At 70.7% G+C, this 15,880-nt stretch carries 16 protein-coding genes; 12 read left to right on the top strand and 4 right to left on the bottom strand.

The features are described 5' to 3' along the window. The first annotated feature begins 39 nt into the window (after window positions 1–39). Window positions 40–831, top strand: a complete 792-nt coding sequence (locus Ade02nite_RS15280; protein WP_239168771.1) for an SAM-dependent methyltransferase — start codon at window positions 40–42, stop codon at window positions 829–831. A 26-nt stretch (window positions 832–857) separates the two neighbouring features. Here the strand turns inward: Ade02nite_RS15280 and Ade02nite_RS15275 are convergent, their stop codons facing one another. Both Ade02nite_RS15275 and Ade02nite_RS15270 read right to left on the bottom strand, forming a co-directional pair. Further along, on the bottom strand, window positions 858–1,517 hold the full coding sequence (locus Ade02nite_RS15275; RefSeq protein ID WP_239168770.1) for a Pr6Pr family membrane protein: 660 nt from the start codon (window positions 1,515–1,517) through the stop codon (window positions 858–860). A 199-nt stretch (window positions 1,518–1,716) separates the two neighbouring features. Continuing rightward, the gene (locus Ade02nite_RS15270) at window positions 1,717–3,159 is read right to left on the bottom strand and encodes an MFS transporter (protein ID WP_203762667.1); all 1,443 of its coding nucleotides are present in this window, start codon (window positions 3,157–3,159) and stop codon (window positions 1,717–1,719) included. Between the two features lie 92 nt (window positions 3,160–3,251). Between Ade02nite_RS15270 and Ade02nite_RS15265 the strand changes: the two genes are divergently transcribed. After that, window positions 3,252–4,748, top strand: coding sequence for a beta-N-acetylhexosaminidase (locus Ade02nite_RS15265; protein WP_203762664.1), 1,497 nt, complete (start codon window positions 3,252–3,254; stop codon window positions 4,746–4,748). Here Ade02nite_RS15265 and Ade02nite_RS15260 read toward each other — a convergent pair. After that, window positions 4,745–6,418: a methyl-accepting chemotaxis protein gene (locus tag Ade02nite_RS15260; protein ID WP_203762661.1), complete on the bottom strand. Its 1,674-nt coding sequence runs from the start codon at window positions 6,416–6,418 to the stop codon at window positions 4,745–4,747. The genes Ade02nite_RS15265 and Ade02nite_RS15260 overlap by 4 nt on opposite strands. A gap of 144 nt (window positions 6,419–6,562) precedes the next feature. Between Ade02nite_RS15260 and Ade02nite_RS15255 the strand changes: the two genes are divergently transcribed. From Ade02nite_RS15255 to Ade02nite_RS15220, 8 genes are read left to right on the top strand one after another with little or no spacing between them, the layout of a single operon-like run. Continuing rightward, window positions 6,563–7,108 carry a chemotaxis protein CheW gene (locus Ade02nite_RS15255; RefSeq protein ID WP_203762658.1) on the top strand — a complete coding sequence of 182 codons (546 nt, stop codon included), beginning with the start codon at window positions 6,563–6,565 and terminating at the stop codon, window positions 7,106–7,108. After that, a complete protein-coding gene (locus tag Ade02nite_RS15250) occupies window positions 7,105–7,938 on the top strand; it encodes a CheR family methyltransferase (RefSeq protein ID WP_203762655.1) in 834 nt (277 codons plus the stop codon). The genes Ade02nite_RS15255 and Ade02nite_RS15250 overlap by 4 nt, the downstream gene beginning before the upstream one ends. Continuing rightward, complete coding sequence (locus Ade02nite_RS15245; RefSeq protein ID WP_203762653.1) at window positions 7,931–8,413, top strand: chemotaxis protein CheD; 483 nt, start codon at window positions 7,931–7,933, stop codon at window positions 8,411–8,413. Before Ade02nite_RS15250 ends, Ade02nite_RS15245 begins: the two co-directional genes overlap by 8 nt. Next, the gene (locus Ade02nite_RS15240; protein ID WP_203762650.1) at window positions 8,410–9,456 is read left to right on the top strand and encodes a protein-glutamate methylesterase/protein-glutamine glutaminase; all 1,047 of its coding nucleotides are present in this window, start codon (window positions 8,410–8,412) and stop codon (window positions 9,454–9,456) included. The genes Ade02nite_RS15245 and Ade02nite_RS15240 overlap by 4 nt, the downstream gene beginning before the upstream one ends. Continuing rightward, on the top strand, window positions 9,449–10,462 hold the full coding sequence (locus Ade02nite_RS15235; RefSeq protein ID WP_203762647.1) for a methyl-accepting chemotaxis protein: 1,014 nt from the start codon (window positions 9,449–9,451) through the stop codon (window positions 10,460–10,462). The genes Ade02nite_RS15240 and Ade02nite_RS15235 overlap by 8 nt, the downstream gene beginning before the upstream one ends. Window positions 10,463–10,471: 9 nt before the next feature. After that, complete coding sequence (locus Ade02nite_RS15230; RefSeq protein ID WP_203762644.1) at window positions 10,472–10,840, top strand: response regulator; 369 nt, start codon at window positions 10,472–10,474, stop codon at window positions 10,838–10,840. Next, entirely contained in the window at window positions 10,837–11,097 is a 261-nt protein-coding gene (locus tag Ade02nite_RS15225) for an STAS domain-containing protein (protein ID WP_203762641.1), read from the top strand. Before Ade02nite_RS15230 ends, Ade02nite_RS15225 begins: the two co-directional genes overlap by 4 nt. Beyond that, complete coding sequence (locus Ade02nite_RS15220; RefSeq protein WP_203762638.1) at window positions 11,097–13,247, top strand: chemotaxis protein CheA; 2,151 nt, start codon at window positions 11,097–11,099, stop codon at window positions 13,245–13,247. The genes Ade02nite_RS15225 and Ade02nite_RS15220 overlap by 1 nt, the downstream gene beginning before the upstream one ends. Before the next feature lie 36 nt (window positions 13,248–13,283). On the opposite strand, the gene Ade02nite_RS15215 is transcribed toward Ade02nite_RS15220, so the two are convergent. Then, window positions 13,284–13,700, bottom strand: coding sequence for a PRC-barrel domain-containing protein (locus Ade02nite_RS15215; RefSeq protein WP_203762635.1), 417 nt, complete (start codon window positions 13,698–13,700; stop codon window positions 13,284–13,286). Window positions 13,701–13,869: 169 nt separating this feature from the next. Between Ade02nite_RS15215 and Ade02nite_RS15210 the strand changes: the two genes are divergently transcribed. Then, a complete protein-coding gene (locus Ade02nite_RS15210) occupies window positions 13,870–14,637 on the top strand; it encodes a 3-hydroxybutyrate dehydrogenase (RefSeq protein WP_203762632.1) in 768 nt (255 codons plus the stop codon). A 2-nt stretch (window positions 14,638–14,639) separates the two neighbouring features. Next, window positions 14,640–15,880, top strand: a 1,241-nt coding sequence (locus Ade02nite_RS15205; RefSeq protein ID WP_203762629.1) for a GAF domain-containing protein, incomplete at its 3' end; no start/stop codon positions are given.

Genomic DNA, 15,880 nt, shown 5'->3' with positions numbered 1-15,880 from the left:
CCTTGCGCCGGGCACCCGATGCGAAAAGACTGTGTCGTCGTGGACGAGACGAACATCGACACATCGGTGCCGCATTCGGCCCGGATCTGGAACTACTGGCTCGGCGGCAAGGACAACTTCGCCGTCGACCGGGCCGCGGGCGACCAGTACCGCCAGGCCTTCCCCGGTGTCGTCGACGTGGCGCGGGCATCGCGGCAGTTCCTCACCCGCACCATCGAATACCTCGCGGGCGAGGCCGGCATCCGCCAGTTCCTCGACGTCGGCACCGGGCTGCCCACCGCCGACAACACCCACCAGGTGGCGCAGCGCATCGCCCCCGACGCGCGCGTCGTCTACGTCGACAACGATCCGATGGTGCTGGTGCACGCGCGAGCCCTGCTCACCGGCACGCCGGAGGGCGTCACCCAGTACCTCGACGCCGACCTGCGGGAGCCGGCGGCCATCTTCGCGGCCGCCCGGACGATCCTCGACTTCGGCCGGCCGATCGCCCTGATCCTGAGCGGCGTGCTCGGGCACATCGAGGACACCGCCCAGGCCCGGGCCATCCTGCGCGAGCTGCTCGACCCGCTGCCGCCCGGCAGCTACCTGTCCCTGAACGACGGCACCAGCGTCGTCAGCGCCGAGATCCGCGAGGCCCAGGACGAGTACAACGAAACCGGCGCGATGCCGTACAAGCTGCGCAGCCCCGCGGAGATAGCGTCCTTCTTCGACGGCCTCGAGCTGGTCGAGCCGGGCGTGGTGCCGTGCCCGCGCTGGCACCCGGACGACCGGGTCGACACGCCGCTGGACATCGACGCGTTCGGCGGCGTGGGCCGCAAGCCCGCTCGGTAATCGTCTGGCGACCGGTTTCGCGGGCTTCAGCCGTGGCCGGTGACGGCGATCGGATCTCGGGAATCACGTGCGTCACCGGTCGCGGGCTGCAAGCGCGCCGGCAGCCGGTTGAGCAGCTTGAAGGCCGCGGCGAGGGCTACGGCGACGGCGAGCACGACGGCGGTGCCGGTGAGTGCTCGGGGGTAGCCCTTGGCCGCGGCGTCGAGAAACGGGTACGGGTACCAGCCGGTGGCGGCGCCGTGGGCGAAGGTGTAGGCGATCCAGACGACGGGCCAGACGAATGCCCATCCGACGGTGGACCAGGTGAACGCCGGGCGGGGCCCGAAGACGAGCCAGGTGAGCAGCGTCGCCCATGGGCTGATGTAGTGGAAGCCGATGGTGGCGGCGAGGGCGGGACCGGTGAGATGCACATGCGGTGCCAGGACGACGGCGAACACGAGGCCGGTGATGACGATGCTGAGCAACGCGTCGAGATGGGCAACCCGCCAGCGGACCGAGTCTCGCCGGGGATCGATCAGCAGCGCAATGCTGACGACCAGCACGATGAGGTTGCTGTCGATGGTGAAGTAGCTGAACATGCGCACCAGCCGTGTCCCGAGGGACAGCGACGCTTGGGTGTCTCCCGAATTGGCGTCGGCGCCGCCGGTGAACAGGAGAGCTTGCTGGATGACGAAGGCGGCGAGCACGACCACTGCGATGGTGGCGTAGCAGCAGCGAGCCGCGGTGAGGCCGGAAGGTCTCGATACGGCTGCACCGGAAACGGGCGACGGCATCATAGCCCTGATTCTGCGCTACGTGAAGATCGTGGGTCGCCCACGCCGCGCGGCACGGACCAGCAGGCGCCCATCAGCCGCATGCCGACCGTGCCGTACGGCGCCACCCCGGTCATGACGAGGTGCTGGGCGCCGCGGTGAGCGGGGTGGCGATGTCCTCCAGGCTGCGGCGCTCGGCCTTGACGCCGAGGACGGCCTCGACCAGGCCGCCGGCGATCATCACGGCGGCGCCGATGGCGAAGGCCAGGACGGTGTCGCCGACCTTGCCGGTGCCGACCAGGTCGGCGAAGAGCAGGGGGCCGGTGATGCCGCCGACGGCGGTGCCGATCGCGTAGAAGAAGGCGATCGCCATGGCGCGGGTCTCCATCGGGAAGATCTCGCTGACCGTCAGGTAGGCCGAGGACGCGCCGGCCGAGGCGAAGAACAGCACCACGCACCAGCAGGCGGTCATCGTGACGGCGTTGAGGGCGCCGGTGCTGAAGAGCCAGGCCGTGCCGAGCAGCAGGACTCCGGAGAGGACGTACGTACCGGTGATCATGATTTTGCGGCCGACCGAGTCGAAGAGCGGCGCGAGCAGCAGCGGGCCGAGCAGGTTGCCGACGGCGATCACGGCGAAGTAGTAGCCCGTGCTGCCCGAGGGCACGTCGAAGAACGTCTGGAGGATCTGCGCGTAGCCGAAGGTGATGGCGTTGTAGAGGAACGCCTGGCCGACGAAGAGGGCGAGGCCCAGGCCGGCGCGCTTCGGGTACTGGGTGATCAGGGTCTTCGCGATGGTGCCGAAGCCGATCGTCCGCCGCGTGTGGATCTCGATGGAGCGGTCCACCGGGGGCAGCTCGACGTGGTCCTCGCGCTCGACCGTCCTCTCGACGTCGGCGACCAGCGCCTCGGCCTCCTCGCCGCGGCCGTGGATGAACAGCCAGCGCGGGCTCTCCGGCACGTGCCGGCGGACGAGGAGGATGACCAGGCCGAGCACGACGCCCAGCCCGAACGCCACCCGCCAGCCCCAGCTCACCGGCAGCTGGGTGAGGATCGGCACGGTGAGCAGCGCGCCGAACGCCGCGCCGGCCCAGTAGGTGCCGTTGATGACCAGGTCGATGCGGCCGCGGTACTTCGCCGGGATCAGCTCGTCGATCGCCGAGTTGATCGCCGCGTACTCGCCGCCGATGCCGGCGCCGGTGACGAAGCGGAACAGGAAGAACCACCACGGGTCGAACGAGAGCGCGGTCATCGCCGTGCCGAAGAGGTAGACGGCCAGGGTGACCATGAAGAGCTTCTTGCGGCCGAACCGGTCGGTCAGCCACCCGAAGAACAGCGCCCCGCAACAGGCGCCGAGCACGTAGATCGCCGCGCCGAGGCCGGTGACCTGGCTCTGCGTGATGTCGAGGCCGCTGCCCGGCTCGGACAGGCGCCCGGAGAGGTTGCCGACGATCGTCACCTCGAGGCCGTCGAGCACCCAGACCGTGCCGAGACCGATGACGATCATCCAGTGCCAGCGCGCCCACGGCAGCCGGTCGAGCCGGGCCGGGACATCGGTGCGAATGGTTCCGGAGGACATGATCGCAGCCGTACCCCGGGGTGAACCGGTTTAGACATCGGCAACAGCAAACTGTCTTCACAGATCGACGTCAGTCCATCTATGGTCGAGGAATGCGCATCGTTGCCACCGCCCTGCTCGCGCTCGCCCTGCCGCTGACCACCGCCCAGGCGCCCGCCGAGAAGGCGGCGGTCGCGCTGGGCAGTGTCATCCCGGCGCCGTCGGAGGTGCGGCCGGGCGGGACGGCGTTCCGGCTCACCGATCGCACGGTCATCGAGGCGCCGCGCGGATCGCGCAACGTCGCCGAGCGGCTCGCCGAGGCGCTGCGGCCCGCGACGGGCTATCGGCTGCCCATCGTGGAGCGCTCCTCGTCGCGGAAGATCTCGCTGCGCACCGGCCACCGGGACGGGTACCGCCTCACGGTCGGCCGGGACGAGATCGCCATCAGCGCCGGCGACAACGCCGGGCTCTTCGCCGGGGTGCAGACGCTGCGGCAGCTGCTGCCGCCCGCGATCGACGCGGCGACCCCGCAGCGGGCGCGGTGGCTCGTCGCCGGCGGCGAGATCGTCGACCGGCCGCGGTTCGCCTATCGCGGGGCGATGCTCGACCTGGCGCGGCACTTCCACACGCCGGCCGAGGTGAAGCGGTACATCGACGAGATCAGCCGGTTCAAGGTCAACCACCTGCACCTGCACCTCTCGGACGACCAGGGCTGGCGCATCCAGATCGACTCGTGGCCGCGGCTGACGGCGGTCGGCGGCGCGCCGGGCACCGGCGTCGACGGGGTGGGCGGCGGCTACCTGACCAAGGCCGGCTACCGCGACCTGGTCCGCTACGCCGCCGAGCGGTACGTGACGATCGTGCCCGAGATCGACATGCCCGGGCACGTCAACGCGGCACAGGTCGCGTACCCGGAGCTGACCTGCGACGGGGTCGCGCCGCCGCCGCGCACCGACACGGCCGTGGGGTACAGCTCGCTCTGCATCGGCAAGGAGGTCACGTACCGTTTCGCCGAGGACGTGATCCGCGAGCTGGCCGCGCTGACGCCGGGCCCGTACCTGCACATCGGCGGCGACGAGGCGCACGCGACCAGCGAGGCCGACTACGTGGCGTTCCAGCAGCGGGTGCTGCCGCTGGTGGCCAAGTACGGCAAGACCGCGTACGGCTGGAACGAGATCGACCAGGCGCCGGCCGCCGCGGACGCGGTGCTCCAATACTGGAACCTCGAGCCGACGGTCACGCTGCGGCACGCGTCCAAGGTGGTCCTCTCGCCGGCGAACCGCGCGTACCTCGACATGAAGTACACCCCGTCGACGCCGCTCGGGCTGAGCTGGGCGGGCTACATCGAGGTGCGCACCGCGTACGACTGGGACCCCACCTCGTACGTCGCCGAGCGGGCCATCCTCGGGGTCGAGGCGCCGCTGTGGTCCGAGACGCTGCGCGACCTGGACGACATCGAGTTCATGGCCTTCCCGCGGCTGGCCGCGATCGCCGAGCTGGGCTGGTCGCCGCACCGTGACTGGGAGTCGTTCCGCGAGCGGATCCGGGCCTACTACCCGCGCTGGGAGACGCGCGGCGTCGACTTCTACCGCTCGCCGCAGATCGGCTAGAAGCGGTCGAACTTGGACTCCAGGTCGGCCGGGGCGGTCGCCGCGCCGCTCAGGGCGGGGGCCGGGGCCTCCCAGCCGCCGGACTGGTAGGCGCGCGGCTCGGCGTGACCGGCGAAGCCGGCAACGGGGCCGGGCCGATGGTGGGCCGCGCCGGTGTGGAAGAAGTCCATCAGGGCGGTGAGCTGGGCGGTCTGCGCCGACATCTCCTCGGCGGTGGCCGCCAGCTCCTCGCTGGACGAGGCGGTCTGCTCGGTGACCTTGCCGATCTGGCCCATCGCGATGTTGATCTGGCGTACGCCGGTGGACTGCTCGCCGCTCGCCGCCGCGATCTCCTGCACCAGGTCGGACGTGCGGATGATGTTCGGGATCATCGTGGAGAGCAGGTCGCCGGCGCGCTCGGCGGTCTGCACGCTGCCCGCGGCGAGCTCGCTGATCTCCTGGGCCGCCACCTGACTGCGCTCCGCCAGCTTGCCGACCTCGCTGGCCACCACCGCGAAGCCCTTGCCGTGCTCGCCCGCGCGGGCCGCCTCGATCGTGGCGTTCAGGGCCAGCATGTTGGTCTGGAACGCGATGTCGTCGATGATGCCGATCTTGCTGGTGATCTCCTTCATGGCCGCGACCGTGCGCTGCACCGCCTCGCCGCCCTCCTGAGCCTCGGCCGCCGTCGTCGTGGCGATGCCCTCGGTGGCCGCCGCGTTCTCGCTGTTCTGGGCGATGCCCGCGGTCATCTGCTCGATGCTCGCCGTGGTCTGCTCGACGCTGGCGGCCTGCTGCGTGGCCGCCTGCGACAGGCTCTGCGACGCGCCGCTGATCTGGAGCGACGCGCTGTTGAGCTGGTTCGCCGACTCGACCACCGTGCTGACGGTGTCGCCGAGGCGCCCGAGCGCGCTGTTGAGCGCCGTGCCCATCCGGCCGACCTCGTCCCGCCCGGCGACCGCGACGCGCTGGTCGAGCCGGCCCTGCGCGAGCGCGGTCAGCACGTCGACGGTCTCCTTCAGCGGGTGAGCGACGGCCCTGGTGATGAGCTGCACCACGGTGAAGGTGAGGATGAGCGCGAGGACGCTGAGGATGATCAGCACGAGGCGCGCGGTGGAGTAGGCGTCGGCCGAGTCGTCCAGCGACCGCTTCGCGGCGGTGTCGTCCTTGGTGACGAGGTTGTTCACGGCCGTCTCGATGGCGGTGGAGATCGGCGTGACCTGCGAGCTGATCACCGAGTTGAACTCGGCGATGCGGCTCGCGGTGGCGAGCGGCCGGAGCCGCTCCTCGGCGATCTTCTTCCACGCGGCCCAGTTGGTGGCGAAGGTCTCCGCGTCGGGGTCGCCCTGCGCGGACGTGGCGAACTCCGCCCACACCGTGTCCAGGTTGTTGATCGACGTGTCCAGGTTGCCGAGGGCGGTCTCGGTGGCCGCGTCGCCGCTCGCCATGGCCAGGTTGCGCAGCTTCAGGCGCACGTCCGTGTAGTCGGTGGCGATCTCGCCGAGCAGCCGCACGTCGTGCAGGTTGCTGTTGTAGAGATCGGCGAGCCGGTCCTGGGTGCGGCTCAGCTGATAGAGGCCCACCGCGCCGATGACGACCAGCAGGACGCACACCACGCCGGCCAGGCCGCGCAGCTTCCAGGCGATCGGGAGGTCGCGAAAGCCTCCCCGGGAACGGTGGGACATCTCGGCCATGGGAGCGATCGTAACGACGGAACAGTCCCCATATCAGGTGAAAAGGGAACCGCTATCGAGGGTGGATACCGGACGCCGAGCCGCATTCGGTGCTAAGTCGTCAATCGTCCGCGCGGCGCCGAAACAATCTGATCGAATTGCGGCATGAACACGGTTACCGACGCCGGGCGGTACCTGACGTTCACGCTCAACGGCGAGGCGTACGCGCTCGACATCTTCCACGTGACGGAGATTCTCGAATACCGCACCCTCACCGTGGTGCCGATGATGCCGGAGTTCATCCGCGGCGTCATCAACCTGCGCGGGCGGGCCGTCCCGGTCATCGACCTGGCGATCCGCTTCGGCCGCGGCCGCACCGAGATCGGGCGCCGCACCAGCATCATCATCGTGCACGTCGACGATCCGGCGCTCGCCGAGATGGCGGAGCTCGACCCCGACGACAAGGGCGTCACCGGCGGGCAGGACATCGGCGTGCTGGTCGACTCGGCGAGCAAGGTCGTGACGCTCTCCGCCGGCGACCTGGAGCCGGCGCCGTCGTTCGGTGCCGGGATCCGGGCCGACTACATCAGCGCGATGGCCCGCCGCGACGACGACTTCCTCATCCTGCTGGACATCAGCCACGTGTTGTCGATCAGCGACATGGTCCGGCTGAGCGAGATGGCCCAGCAGCACCCGGCGGAAGAGTCGTGACGGCGCCGCTCGCGTACGCGCGCACCATCGGCCGGGCCGACTTCGAGTACATCACCGGCCTGCTCTACGACCACAGCGGCATCCGGCTCGCCCCGGGCAAGGAGGCGCTGGTCTCGAGCCGGCTGGACAAGCGCATCCGCGCGCTGGGGCTGTCCGGCTACTCCGACTACGTACGCCTGCTGCGCCAGCGCCTCGACCCGGGCGAGCTGCGCCACCTGATCGACCTGCTCACCACGAACGAGACGTTCTTCTTCCGCGAGGCGCAGCACTTCGAGTACCTGCGCAAACACGTGCTGCCGCACCGGCAGACCGGGCGCACGTTCCGGCTGTGGAGCGCCGCCAGCTCGTCCGGCGAGGAGGCGTACACCGCGGCGATGGTCCTCGCCGACGCGCTGCCCGCGCACTCGTGGGAGATCGTGGGCACCGACATCTCCAGCCGGATCGTCGAGACCGCCCGCGCCGCGCTCTACCCGATCGCCGCGGCCGAGAAGATCCCCCGGCCGCTGCTGCGCCAGTACTGCCTCAAGGGCCGCGACGAGTACCAGGGCCTGATGACGGTCACCCGCGAGCTGCGCGCCAAGGTGCGGTTCCACTGCCGCAACCTCAACCACGACTTCCGCGAGCTGGGCAAGTTCGACGTCATCTTTCTGCGCAACGTGATGATCTACTTCGACCTCGACACCAAACGCACCCTGGTGCCGCGCCTGCAGGAGCAGCTCGTCCCGGGCGGCCATCTCATCATCGGCAGCTCCGAGTCGCTCAGCGCGATCCCGTCGCGGCTGCGCATGGTCGAGCCGTCGATCTACCGGCTGGACGACGGCCGTGCCTGAGGTCTTCCTGCACCCCGGCGACTACCACTTCGGTGGGCCCGACACCCGCGTGCACACCGTGCTCGGCTCGTGCGTGTCGATCACGCTGTGGCATCCGGAGCTGCGCGTCGGCGGCATGTGCCACTACATGCTGCCGATCCGGCGCGAGGCCGGCCCGCCCGACGCCCGCTACGCCGACGGCGCCATCTGCCGGTTCCTGCACGACGTGCGTCACCACCACACCACCCCGCAGCAGTACGAGGTGAAGATGTTCGGTGGCGGCGAGCAGTTCCCGCACCTGCGCGTGCCCGCCCCGCTCGACGTCGCCGGCAACAACATCCAGGCCGGCATCTCGCTGCTGGAGAAGTACGGCTTCCGGCTCAGCGTCCGCGACCTCGGCGGTACGGGCGCCCGCCGGCTGATCTTCGACATCGCGACCGGCGCCGTCTGGATGCGCGCGCTCGAGCCGATCGCCCGGAACGGGACGCGGGCATGATCCGGGTGCTGATCGTCGACGACTCGGCGGTGGTCCGCCAGATGCTCTCCGCGCGCCTGCGGGAGAACGCCGGCATCGAGGTCACCGGCGCCGTGCCCGACCCGATCTTCGCCATGGAGCACATGAACAAGTCCTGGCCGGACGTCGTGGTGCTCGACCTCGAGACGCCCCGGATGGACGGGCTCACGTTCCTTCGCAAGATCATGGACGTACGGCCGACGCCGGTCGTCATCTGCTCGACGCTGACCCGGCACGGCACCCAGGTCTCGATGGAGGCGCTCGCCGCGGGCGCGGTCTCGGTGATCGCCAAGCCGCAGTCGGGGCTCAAGAAGTTCCTCGAGGACGAGGCGGACGACATCGTCGCGGCGGTCCGGGCGGCGGCAGCGGCGGGCGTACGGCGAGCCCGGGCCGTTCCCGCGCGGGCCCCCGCCACGGTCGGCGGCGCCCCGCCGTCCCGGATGCGCCCACGGGCGGCCGTCGAGGAGCGGATCGTGGCGATCGGCACGTCGACCGGCGGCACCCAGGCCCTCGAGAAGGTGCTGCCCGCGCTCTCCCCCGCCGGTCCCGGCGTCGTGGTCGTGCAGCACATGCCCGAGAAGTTCACCGCCGCGTTCGCCGCCCGGCTCGACGCCACCTGCCGTGTGCACGTGCGCGAGGCCACCGACGGCGAGCCCGTGCTGCCCGGGCACGTGCTCGTCGCGCCGGGCGGACGGCACCTGGAGGTGCTGCGCGCGGACACCCGGTTTCGCGTGCGGGTCTTCGACGGGCCGCCGGTCAACCGGCACCGGCCGTCGGTGGACGTGCTCTTCCGCTCGGTGGCGAAGGCGGCCGGCCCGGACGCGCTCGGCGTGATCATGACGGGCATGGGCGACGACGGCGCGCGCGGGCTGCTGGAGATGAAGCGGGCCGGCGCGTTCACGGTGGCGCAGGACGAGGCGACCTGCGTGGTGTACGGAATGCCGCGGGAGGCGGTGGAACTCGGGGCCGTGGACCGCGAGTCGCCGCTTCTCCAGATCGCGGAGGTGATCCACCAATATGGCTGAGATACTCATCGGGGCCATCGCCCTGGCCGCCGGATTCGGGGCCGGATATCTCGTCCGGGACCGCCGGGCGGCCGCACGACCGGGTGCCGCGCCCGCGCCGCCGGACGCGTACGCCGAGAAGGTCACCGAGTTCGCCGGCACCGTCGCGCCCGTCTGGTCCGCGCAGATCGACTCGTCGCGCACCCAGATGGAGACGGCCATCAGCCAGCTCACCGAGACGTTCGCCGGCATCGTCGAGCACCTCGACTCGGTGATCGCCTCGTCGTCCGGCGCGCTGGACCAGAGCCAGCACGGCGCGTTCGACCGCAGCCGCGAGCGGCTCGGCGACGTGGTCGGCACGCTCGACCAGGCGCTGACCGCCAGTCGCGAGTCGCTCAACGAGCTGCACTCGCTGCTCGGGCTCAACGAGGAGCTGCGCAGCATGTCCGGCGAGGTGACGCGGATCGCCGCGCAGACCAACCTGCTCGCCCTCAACGCGGCCATCGAGGCGCAGCGGGCCGGCGCGGTCGGCGCCTCGTTCGGCGTGGTCGCCATGGAGGTGCGCCAGCTCGCCGACCGGTCGCAGAACACCAGTGCCCGCATGGTCGAGAACGTCGACCGGGTCGCCGAGGCCATCAACTCGGTGCTGGCCGCGGCCGAGACGAGCGCCGAGCGCGAGGGGACCGCGGTGGCCCACGCGAACGGGGAGGTGCAGGGAGTCCTCGACGACCTGCGCAGCGCGATGACCCAGATGCAGGAGTCGTCGCAGGAGCTGGAGCAGGCGGCCATCGGCATCCGCGGCGAGATCAGCGACTCGCTGGTCAGCCTCCAGTTCCAGGACCGGGTCAACCAGATGCTGGAGCACCTGCGCGACAACATCAGCCGCCTCCCCGAGGTGGCGGCGTCGCTCGACTCCCGCGTGCTGCTCGACGACCTGTCGTCCAAGTACACGATGGCCGAGGAGCACCAGGCGCACAGCTCGCAGAAGGCCGCCAAGGTAAGCGAATCCGAAATCACGTTCTTCTAGGAGACGGCCATGGCCAAGACCATTCTCATCGTGGACGATTCCGCGTCGGTGCGGCAGGTCGTCAGCATCGCCCTCAAGGGCGCGGGGTACGAGGTGATCACCGCGAACGACGGCAAGGACGCGCTGAGCAAGCTGAACGGTCAGCGCGTACACCTGATCATCTCGGATGTGAACATGCCGAACATGGACGGCATCACCTTTGTGGCCGAGGCGAAGAAGCTGCCCGCCTGCAAGTTCACGCCGATCATCATGCTGACCACGGAGTCGCAGGAGGACAAGAAGAAGCAGGCGCAGGCGGCCGGCGCGAAGGCGTGGGTGACCAAGCCCTTCCAGCCGGAGCAGATGCTCAGCGCGGTGGCCAAGCTGGTGCAGCCGTGACCGTACGCCGCATCGTCGCCGACGACGAGCTGACCATCGTGACCGCGGCCGAGCACCGCGAGCGCCTCCTCGCCGCGCTGGCCGAGGGCGACGGCGTCCGCGTCGACCTGTCCGCGGTCGGCGAGATCGACACCGCCGGCCTCCAGGTGCTGCTGCTGGCCCGCAACGAGGGCGAACGGCTGCACGTGCCGGTCGAGTTCGCCGACCCGAGCCCGGCCGTCACCGACGTGCTGGCGCTGACCCGCCTGGAGCTGTGATGGCGCTCGACGACGACATGCGCGAAGCCCTCGACATGTTCGTGACCGAGGCGCGCGACCTCGTGCAGGGACTCGAGGAGGGCCTGCTGGAGCTGGAGGACCAGCCCGGCGGCGGCGAGACGGTCAACGCGATCTTCCGGGCGGCGCACACCCTCAAGGGCTCGTCCGGCCTGTTCGGGCTGCGGCACCTCGTCGAGTTCACCCACGTCGTCGAGACCGTGCTCGGATCGGTGCGCGACGGCACGCTGGACGTGTCGCCGGGGCTGGTCAGCGCGCTGCTGCCGTGCGCCGACCACATCTCCGCGCAGATCGAGAACCTGTCGGCGGGGCAACTGGAGCCGGACGCGGCCGAGGCGGCCGAGGGCATGCGGCTGCTGGAGGCGCTCACCCCGTACCTGCAGGAGGGAACGGCCCCGGCGGTGGGTGACCGGACCGCCGAGGTGGCCGAGCCCGCGCAGCGGGAGAGGACGTGGCAGCTCGCGCTGAACTTCGGGCCGGACTGCCTGCGCAACGGCATGGATCCGCTGTCGTTCCTGCGCTACCTCGCCACGCTGGGCGAGGTGACCGACGTGGTGACCGGCACCGACCGGCTGCCGGCGGCCGCCGAGATGGACCCGGAGTCGTGCTACCTGAGCTTCGACGTCACGCTGGTGACCGCGGCGCCGAAGAGCGAGATCGAGACGGTCTTCGACTTCGTGCGCGAGGACAGCGACATCCGCATCGTGCCGGACGACAGCGAGCTCGACGTCTATCTGCGCGCCATCCGCGCCATGCCGGAGAACGACCGCATCGGCGACGTGCTGGTGACCAGCGGCGCGGTCACCGAGCTGGAGATGGCCGAGGCGCTGCGGATCCAGCAGGAACGGGCGGTACGCCACAACGCGCAGCCCGGGCCGATCGGCGAGATCCTCGTCGAGATGGGCATCGTGCAGCGCGACATCGTCGACGCGGCCCTGGCCCGCCAGCGGCGCACGTCCGAGACCCGCTCGCACGACACCCGCACGATCCGGGTGGACGCGGGCCGCCTCGACAAGCTGATCGACCTGGTCGGCGAGCTGGTGATCGCCCAGTCGAGCATCGGGATCACCGGCGCGGCCCCGCCGTCCGAGGCCCAGGCCGAGGTGATGCGGCTGGTCGACGAGGTGCGGCACAGCGCGCTCTCGCTGCGCATGGTGCCGATCGGCACGACCCTGCGGCGCTTCGAGCGCGTGGTGCGCGACGTGTGCATGGAGCTCGGCAAGGAGGTGTCGCTGGTCATCACGGGCGCGGACACCGAGATGGACAAGGCGCTGGTCGAGCGGATCAGCGACCCGCTGCTGCACCTGGTGCGCAACTCCCTGGACCACGGCATCGAGCAGGCCGCGGAACGCCGCAAGCACGGCAAGGCCCAGCAGGGCACGCTGCGGCTGAACGCCTACCACGACGCGGGCAACATCGTGATCGAGGTGGTGGACGACGGCCGGGGCCTCGACCGCGACCGCATCCTGGCCAAGGCGATCGAACGAGGGCTGGTGGCGCCCGGGACGCCGCTGACCGACTCGGAGGTCTTCAACCTCATCTTCGAGCCCGGCTTCTCGACGGCGGAGACGGTCTCGAACCTGTCCGGCCGGGGCGTCGGCATGGACGTGGTGAAACGCAACGTGACGGCGCTGCGCGGCACCATCGAGATGGATTCGACGCGCGGCATCGGCACGACCATCCGCATCCGCCTGCCGCTGACCCTGGCGATCATCGACGGCTTCCTGGTCGGCGTGGGCTCGTCGTCGTTCATCGTCCCGCTCGACCGGGTCACCGAGTGCGTGGAGCTGCCGCCGGGCCCGCTGAGCCGCGACTGCATGAACCTGCGCGGCGAGGTGCTGCCGTTCATCCGGCTCAAGCAGCTCTTCCAGCTGCCCGGCCCACCGGCCCGCCGCCAGAACGTGGTGATCGTCGAGCAGTCCGGCCAGCGCACGGGCCTGGTGGTGGACAGCCTGCTGGGCGAGCTCCAAACGGTGATCAAGCCGCTGGGCGTCCTGTTCAGCCGGGTCCGCTGCATCAGCGGCTCGACCATCCTGGGCAACGGGGAGATCGCCCTGATCCTGGACGTGGGGCCGCTGATCGCCGACCATTCGGACCGCGAGCACACCCGCCACGCCGCGCCGGCGGCCTGACCGAGCGGTCCACCGGCCGACCCGTCGCCGACCGATCTATCGCCCGATCGGGAATCCAGGGTAGATGTAGCCGGGCGCCCAGAACGGCGGGTAGCCGTAGTGCCCGTACACCTGCTCGTAGTAGTCGTGCTGGTCGGCGAGGTCCGGATCGTATCGGGGCGCGCCCGCGATCCGGTCCCGCCCCGACCCGACGACCACCTGCTCATCGGTCACCCGGGTGACGGCCTCGACCGGCACGAAGGACGAGGAGGCCCCGAAACCGAGCAGGCCGCCGTGCTCCACCCGCAGGAAGCGCACCGTGCCCTGATCGGGATCCACCAGCAGATCGGCGACGGTGCCCACACTCTCCCCGTCGCTGTCGACGACGTCCCGGCCCCGGACGTCCTGCGCGGGGTCGGCGATGGTCTGACCACTCTCGCTGAGCGGCGTCAGTGTGCCGGCTGGTTCTTCCATGACACACCTCCCTGGGAGCGGGTTACCCACTCCCTTCGGGGCGCTACACGTGCGTTCCCTTTCTGTCTCCCCTCCACTCCATCCTTGTGTGGTCGAGCCATAGTGGCGGGCTCGGTTATGTCGGCGTCGAACATGTGGTGTGGTGTGCGCACGTCGTAAGTTCGTCATCATGACGACGGCAGAGGTGGTCGGGCTCGACCTTCAGGGGCGTACCGCGATGGTGACCGGCGGCGGAAGCGGCATCGGCCGTGCCTGCGCGGTGCGACTCGCGGCCGCCGGCGCGCACGTCGTGGTCGTCGACGTGGACGCGACGGCCGCGGAAAAGGTGGCGAGCGAGATCAACGGCACGGCCGCGGTCGCCGATCTCGCCGAGGACGGCGCGGTCGACGGGCTCCCGGCGGAGGTGGACGTGCTGGTCAACAACGCCGGGCTCCAGCACGTGGCCCCGCTGCCCGAGTTCCCGCCGGAGCGGTTCGCCTATCTGCAGACGGTCATGGTGGAGGCGCCGTTCCGGCTGGTCCGCCGGGTCCTGCCGCACATGTACGGGCGAAGTTGGGGCCGCGTCGTCAACATCTCGTCGGTGCACGGGCTGATCGCGTCGCCGTTCAAGGCCGCGTACGTGACGGCGAAGCACGCCCTGGAAGGCCTGTCGAAGACGGTGGCCCTGGAGGGCGCCGAGCACGGGGTCACGTCGAACTGCGTGAACCCGGCCTTCGTCCGCACGCCCCTGGTCGACAAGCAGATCGAGGACCAGGCCCGCCACCACGGCATCTCGGAGAACGAGGTGATCGAAAAGGTGATGCTCTCCCGCGCGGCGATCAAGCGCCTCATCGAACCCGAGGAGGTGGCCGAGACGGTGGCCTTCCTGTGCACCCCCGCGGCCAGCATGATCACCGGCGCGTCGATCCCCCTGGACGGCGGCTGGACCGCGCATTGAACATGCCACCTCCTTCCCGCCCTTCGGCGCCCACCGACCTCATCGCGTCCTTCGACCTTCTCGCGTTCTTCGACCTCCTCGCGCGCGAGGCACCGCCCGCCGACTTCGAGCAGCCCGTCGCCGCGGCGCGGGCGGCGGGCGCGTCCGCTGCGGAGGTCGCCGAGCTGGAGCGGGTGAAGCTGCGCGCCCTCCAGGTCCGCGCGATGCTCGAACGCCGCCGCCGGCGCGAGGAGGAACTGTCCGCCCTGTACGACACGGCCGGCGACCTGGCCGGCCTCCGCGACCTCGACGCCGTGCTGCGCGCGATCGTGCACCGCGCCCGCACGCTGCTCAACGCCGACGTGTCCTACATGACGCTGAACGACGCCATCCGCGGCGACACGTACATGCGCATCACCGACGGCTCGGTAGCGGCCAGCTTCCAGGGCCTCCGCCTAGCACCGGGCGCGGGCCTGGGCGGCCTGGTAGCCCTGACCGGCACCCCCTACGCGACGGCCAACTACGCCGGCGACCCCCGCTTCGAGCACAGGACCGACATCGACAGGGGCGTGGCCGACGAGGGCCTGGTGGCCATCCTCGGCGTACCCCTGAAGCTCGGCGCCGAAGTCATCGGCGTCCTCTTCGCCGCCAACCGCACGGAGCGCCCTTTCGCCCGCGAGGAAGTGGCCCTGCTCGTCTCCCTGGCCGCCCACGCCGCCGTGGCCATCGACGCGGCCCGCCTCCTGACGGAAACCCGGGCAGCCCTGGCCGAGCTCTCCACCGCCAACGAGGCCGTGGAACGAGCCGCCGCAGCCCACGACCGCCTGACCACCGTGGTCCTCCGAGGCGGCGGCGTAGAAGACGTGGCCCGCGACCTGGCCGAAGTCCTCGACGGCGCCCTCCTGGTCTTCGACGCCCAGGGCCGCCGCCTGGCCGCCGCCGGCTCCCTCCCATCACAGCCCATCAAGCCACCTCAGGCCTCGGCGTCTCCTTCCACACCACCTCCCGCGCCTCCCTCATCGCCGTCCGTCCCTACGCTGCCGCCGTCTTCATTCGCGCAGCCGCCCTCTTCCCTTGCACCGCCCTCCGCCGTTGGGCCGCTGACTTCCTCTCCGCCGCCGCCCTCGTCCTCCCTCGCGCCACCGTCGCGGCTGTCGTCGTCTTCCCCTCCCCTTGGCTCGCCGTCTCCTGGGCCGCCGTTGCCTGATCCGGCCGCTCTGGCATCGCGTAATCCCGCAGTGCCGGCGTCGCCCGATCCAGCAGC

Source organism: Paractinoplanes deccanensis, assembly GCF_016862115.1.
Taxonomy (GTDB): Bacteria; Actinomycetota; Actinomycetes; order Mycobacteriales; family Micromonosporaceae; genus Actinoplanes; species Actinoplanes deccanensis.
This window is presented reverse-complemented; position numbering and strand designations above follow the sequence as displayed.

What these genes read in the sequence shown, in the direction of transcription:
- Ade02nite_RS15270 (WP_203762667.1), bottom strand. Translation starts at nt 3,159, where the DNA reads ATGTCCTCCGGAACCATTCGCACCGATGTCCCGGCCCGGCTCGACCGG.
- Ade02nite_RS15265 (WP_203762664.1), top strand. Translation starts at nt 3,252, where the DNA reads ATGCGCATCGTTGCCACCGCCCTGCTCGCGCTCGCCCTGCCGCTGACC.
- Ade02nite_RS15260 (WP_203762661.1), bottom strand. Translation starts at nt 6,418, where the DNA reads ATGGCCGAGATGTCCCACCGTTCCCGGGGAGGCTTTCGCGACCTCCCG.
- Ade02nite_RS15255 (WP_203762658.1), top strand. Translation starts at nt 6,563, where the DNA reads ATGAACACGGTTACCGACGCCGGGCGGTACCTGACGTTCACGCTCAAC.
- Ade02nite_RS15240 (WP_203762650.1), top strand. Translation starts at nt 8,410, where the DNA reads ATGATCCGGGTGCTGATCGTCGACGACTCGGCGGTGGTCCGCCAGATG.
- Ade02nite_RS15235 (WP_203762647.1), top strand. Translation starts at nt 9,449, where the DNA reads ATGGCTGAGATACTCATCGGGGCCATCGCCCTGGCCGCCGGATTCGGG.
- Ade02nite_RS15230 (WP_203762644.1), top strand. Translation starts at nt 10,472, where the DNA reads ATGGCCAAGACCATTCTCATCGTGGACGATTCCGCGTCGGTGCGGCAG.
- Ade02nite_RS15220 (WP_203762638.1), top strand. Translation starts at nt 11,097, where the DNA reads ATGGCGCTCGACGACGACATGCGCGAAGCCCTCGACATGTTCGTGACC.
- Ade02nite_RS15215 (WP_203762635.1), bottom strand. Translation starts at nt 13,700, where the DNA reads ATGGAAGAACCAGCCGGCACACTGACGCCGCTCAGCGAGAGTGGTCAG.
- Ade02nite_RS15210 (WP_203762632.1), top strand. Translation starts at nt 13,870, where the DNA reads ATGACGACGGCAGAGGTGGTCGGGCTCGACCTTCAGGGGCGTACCGCG.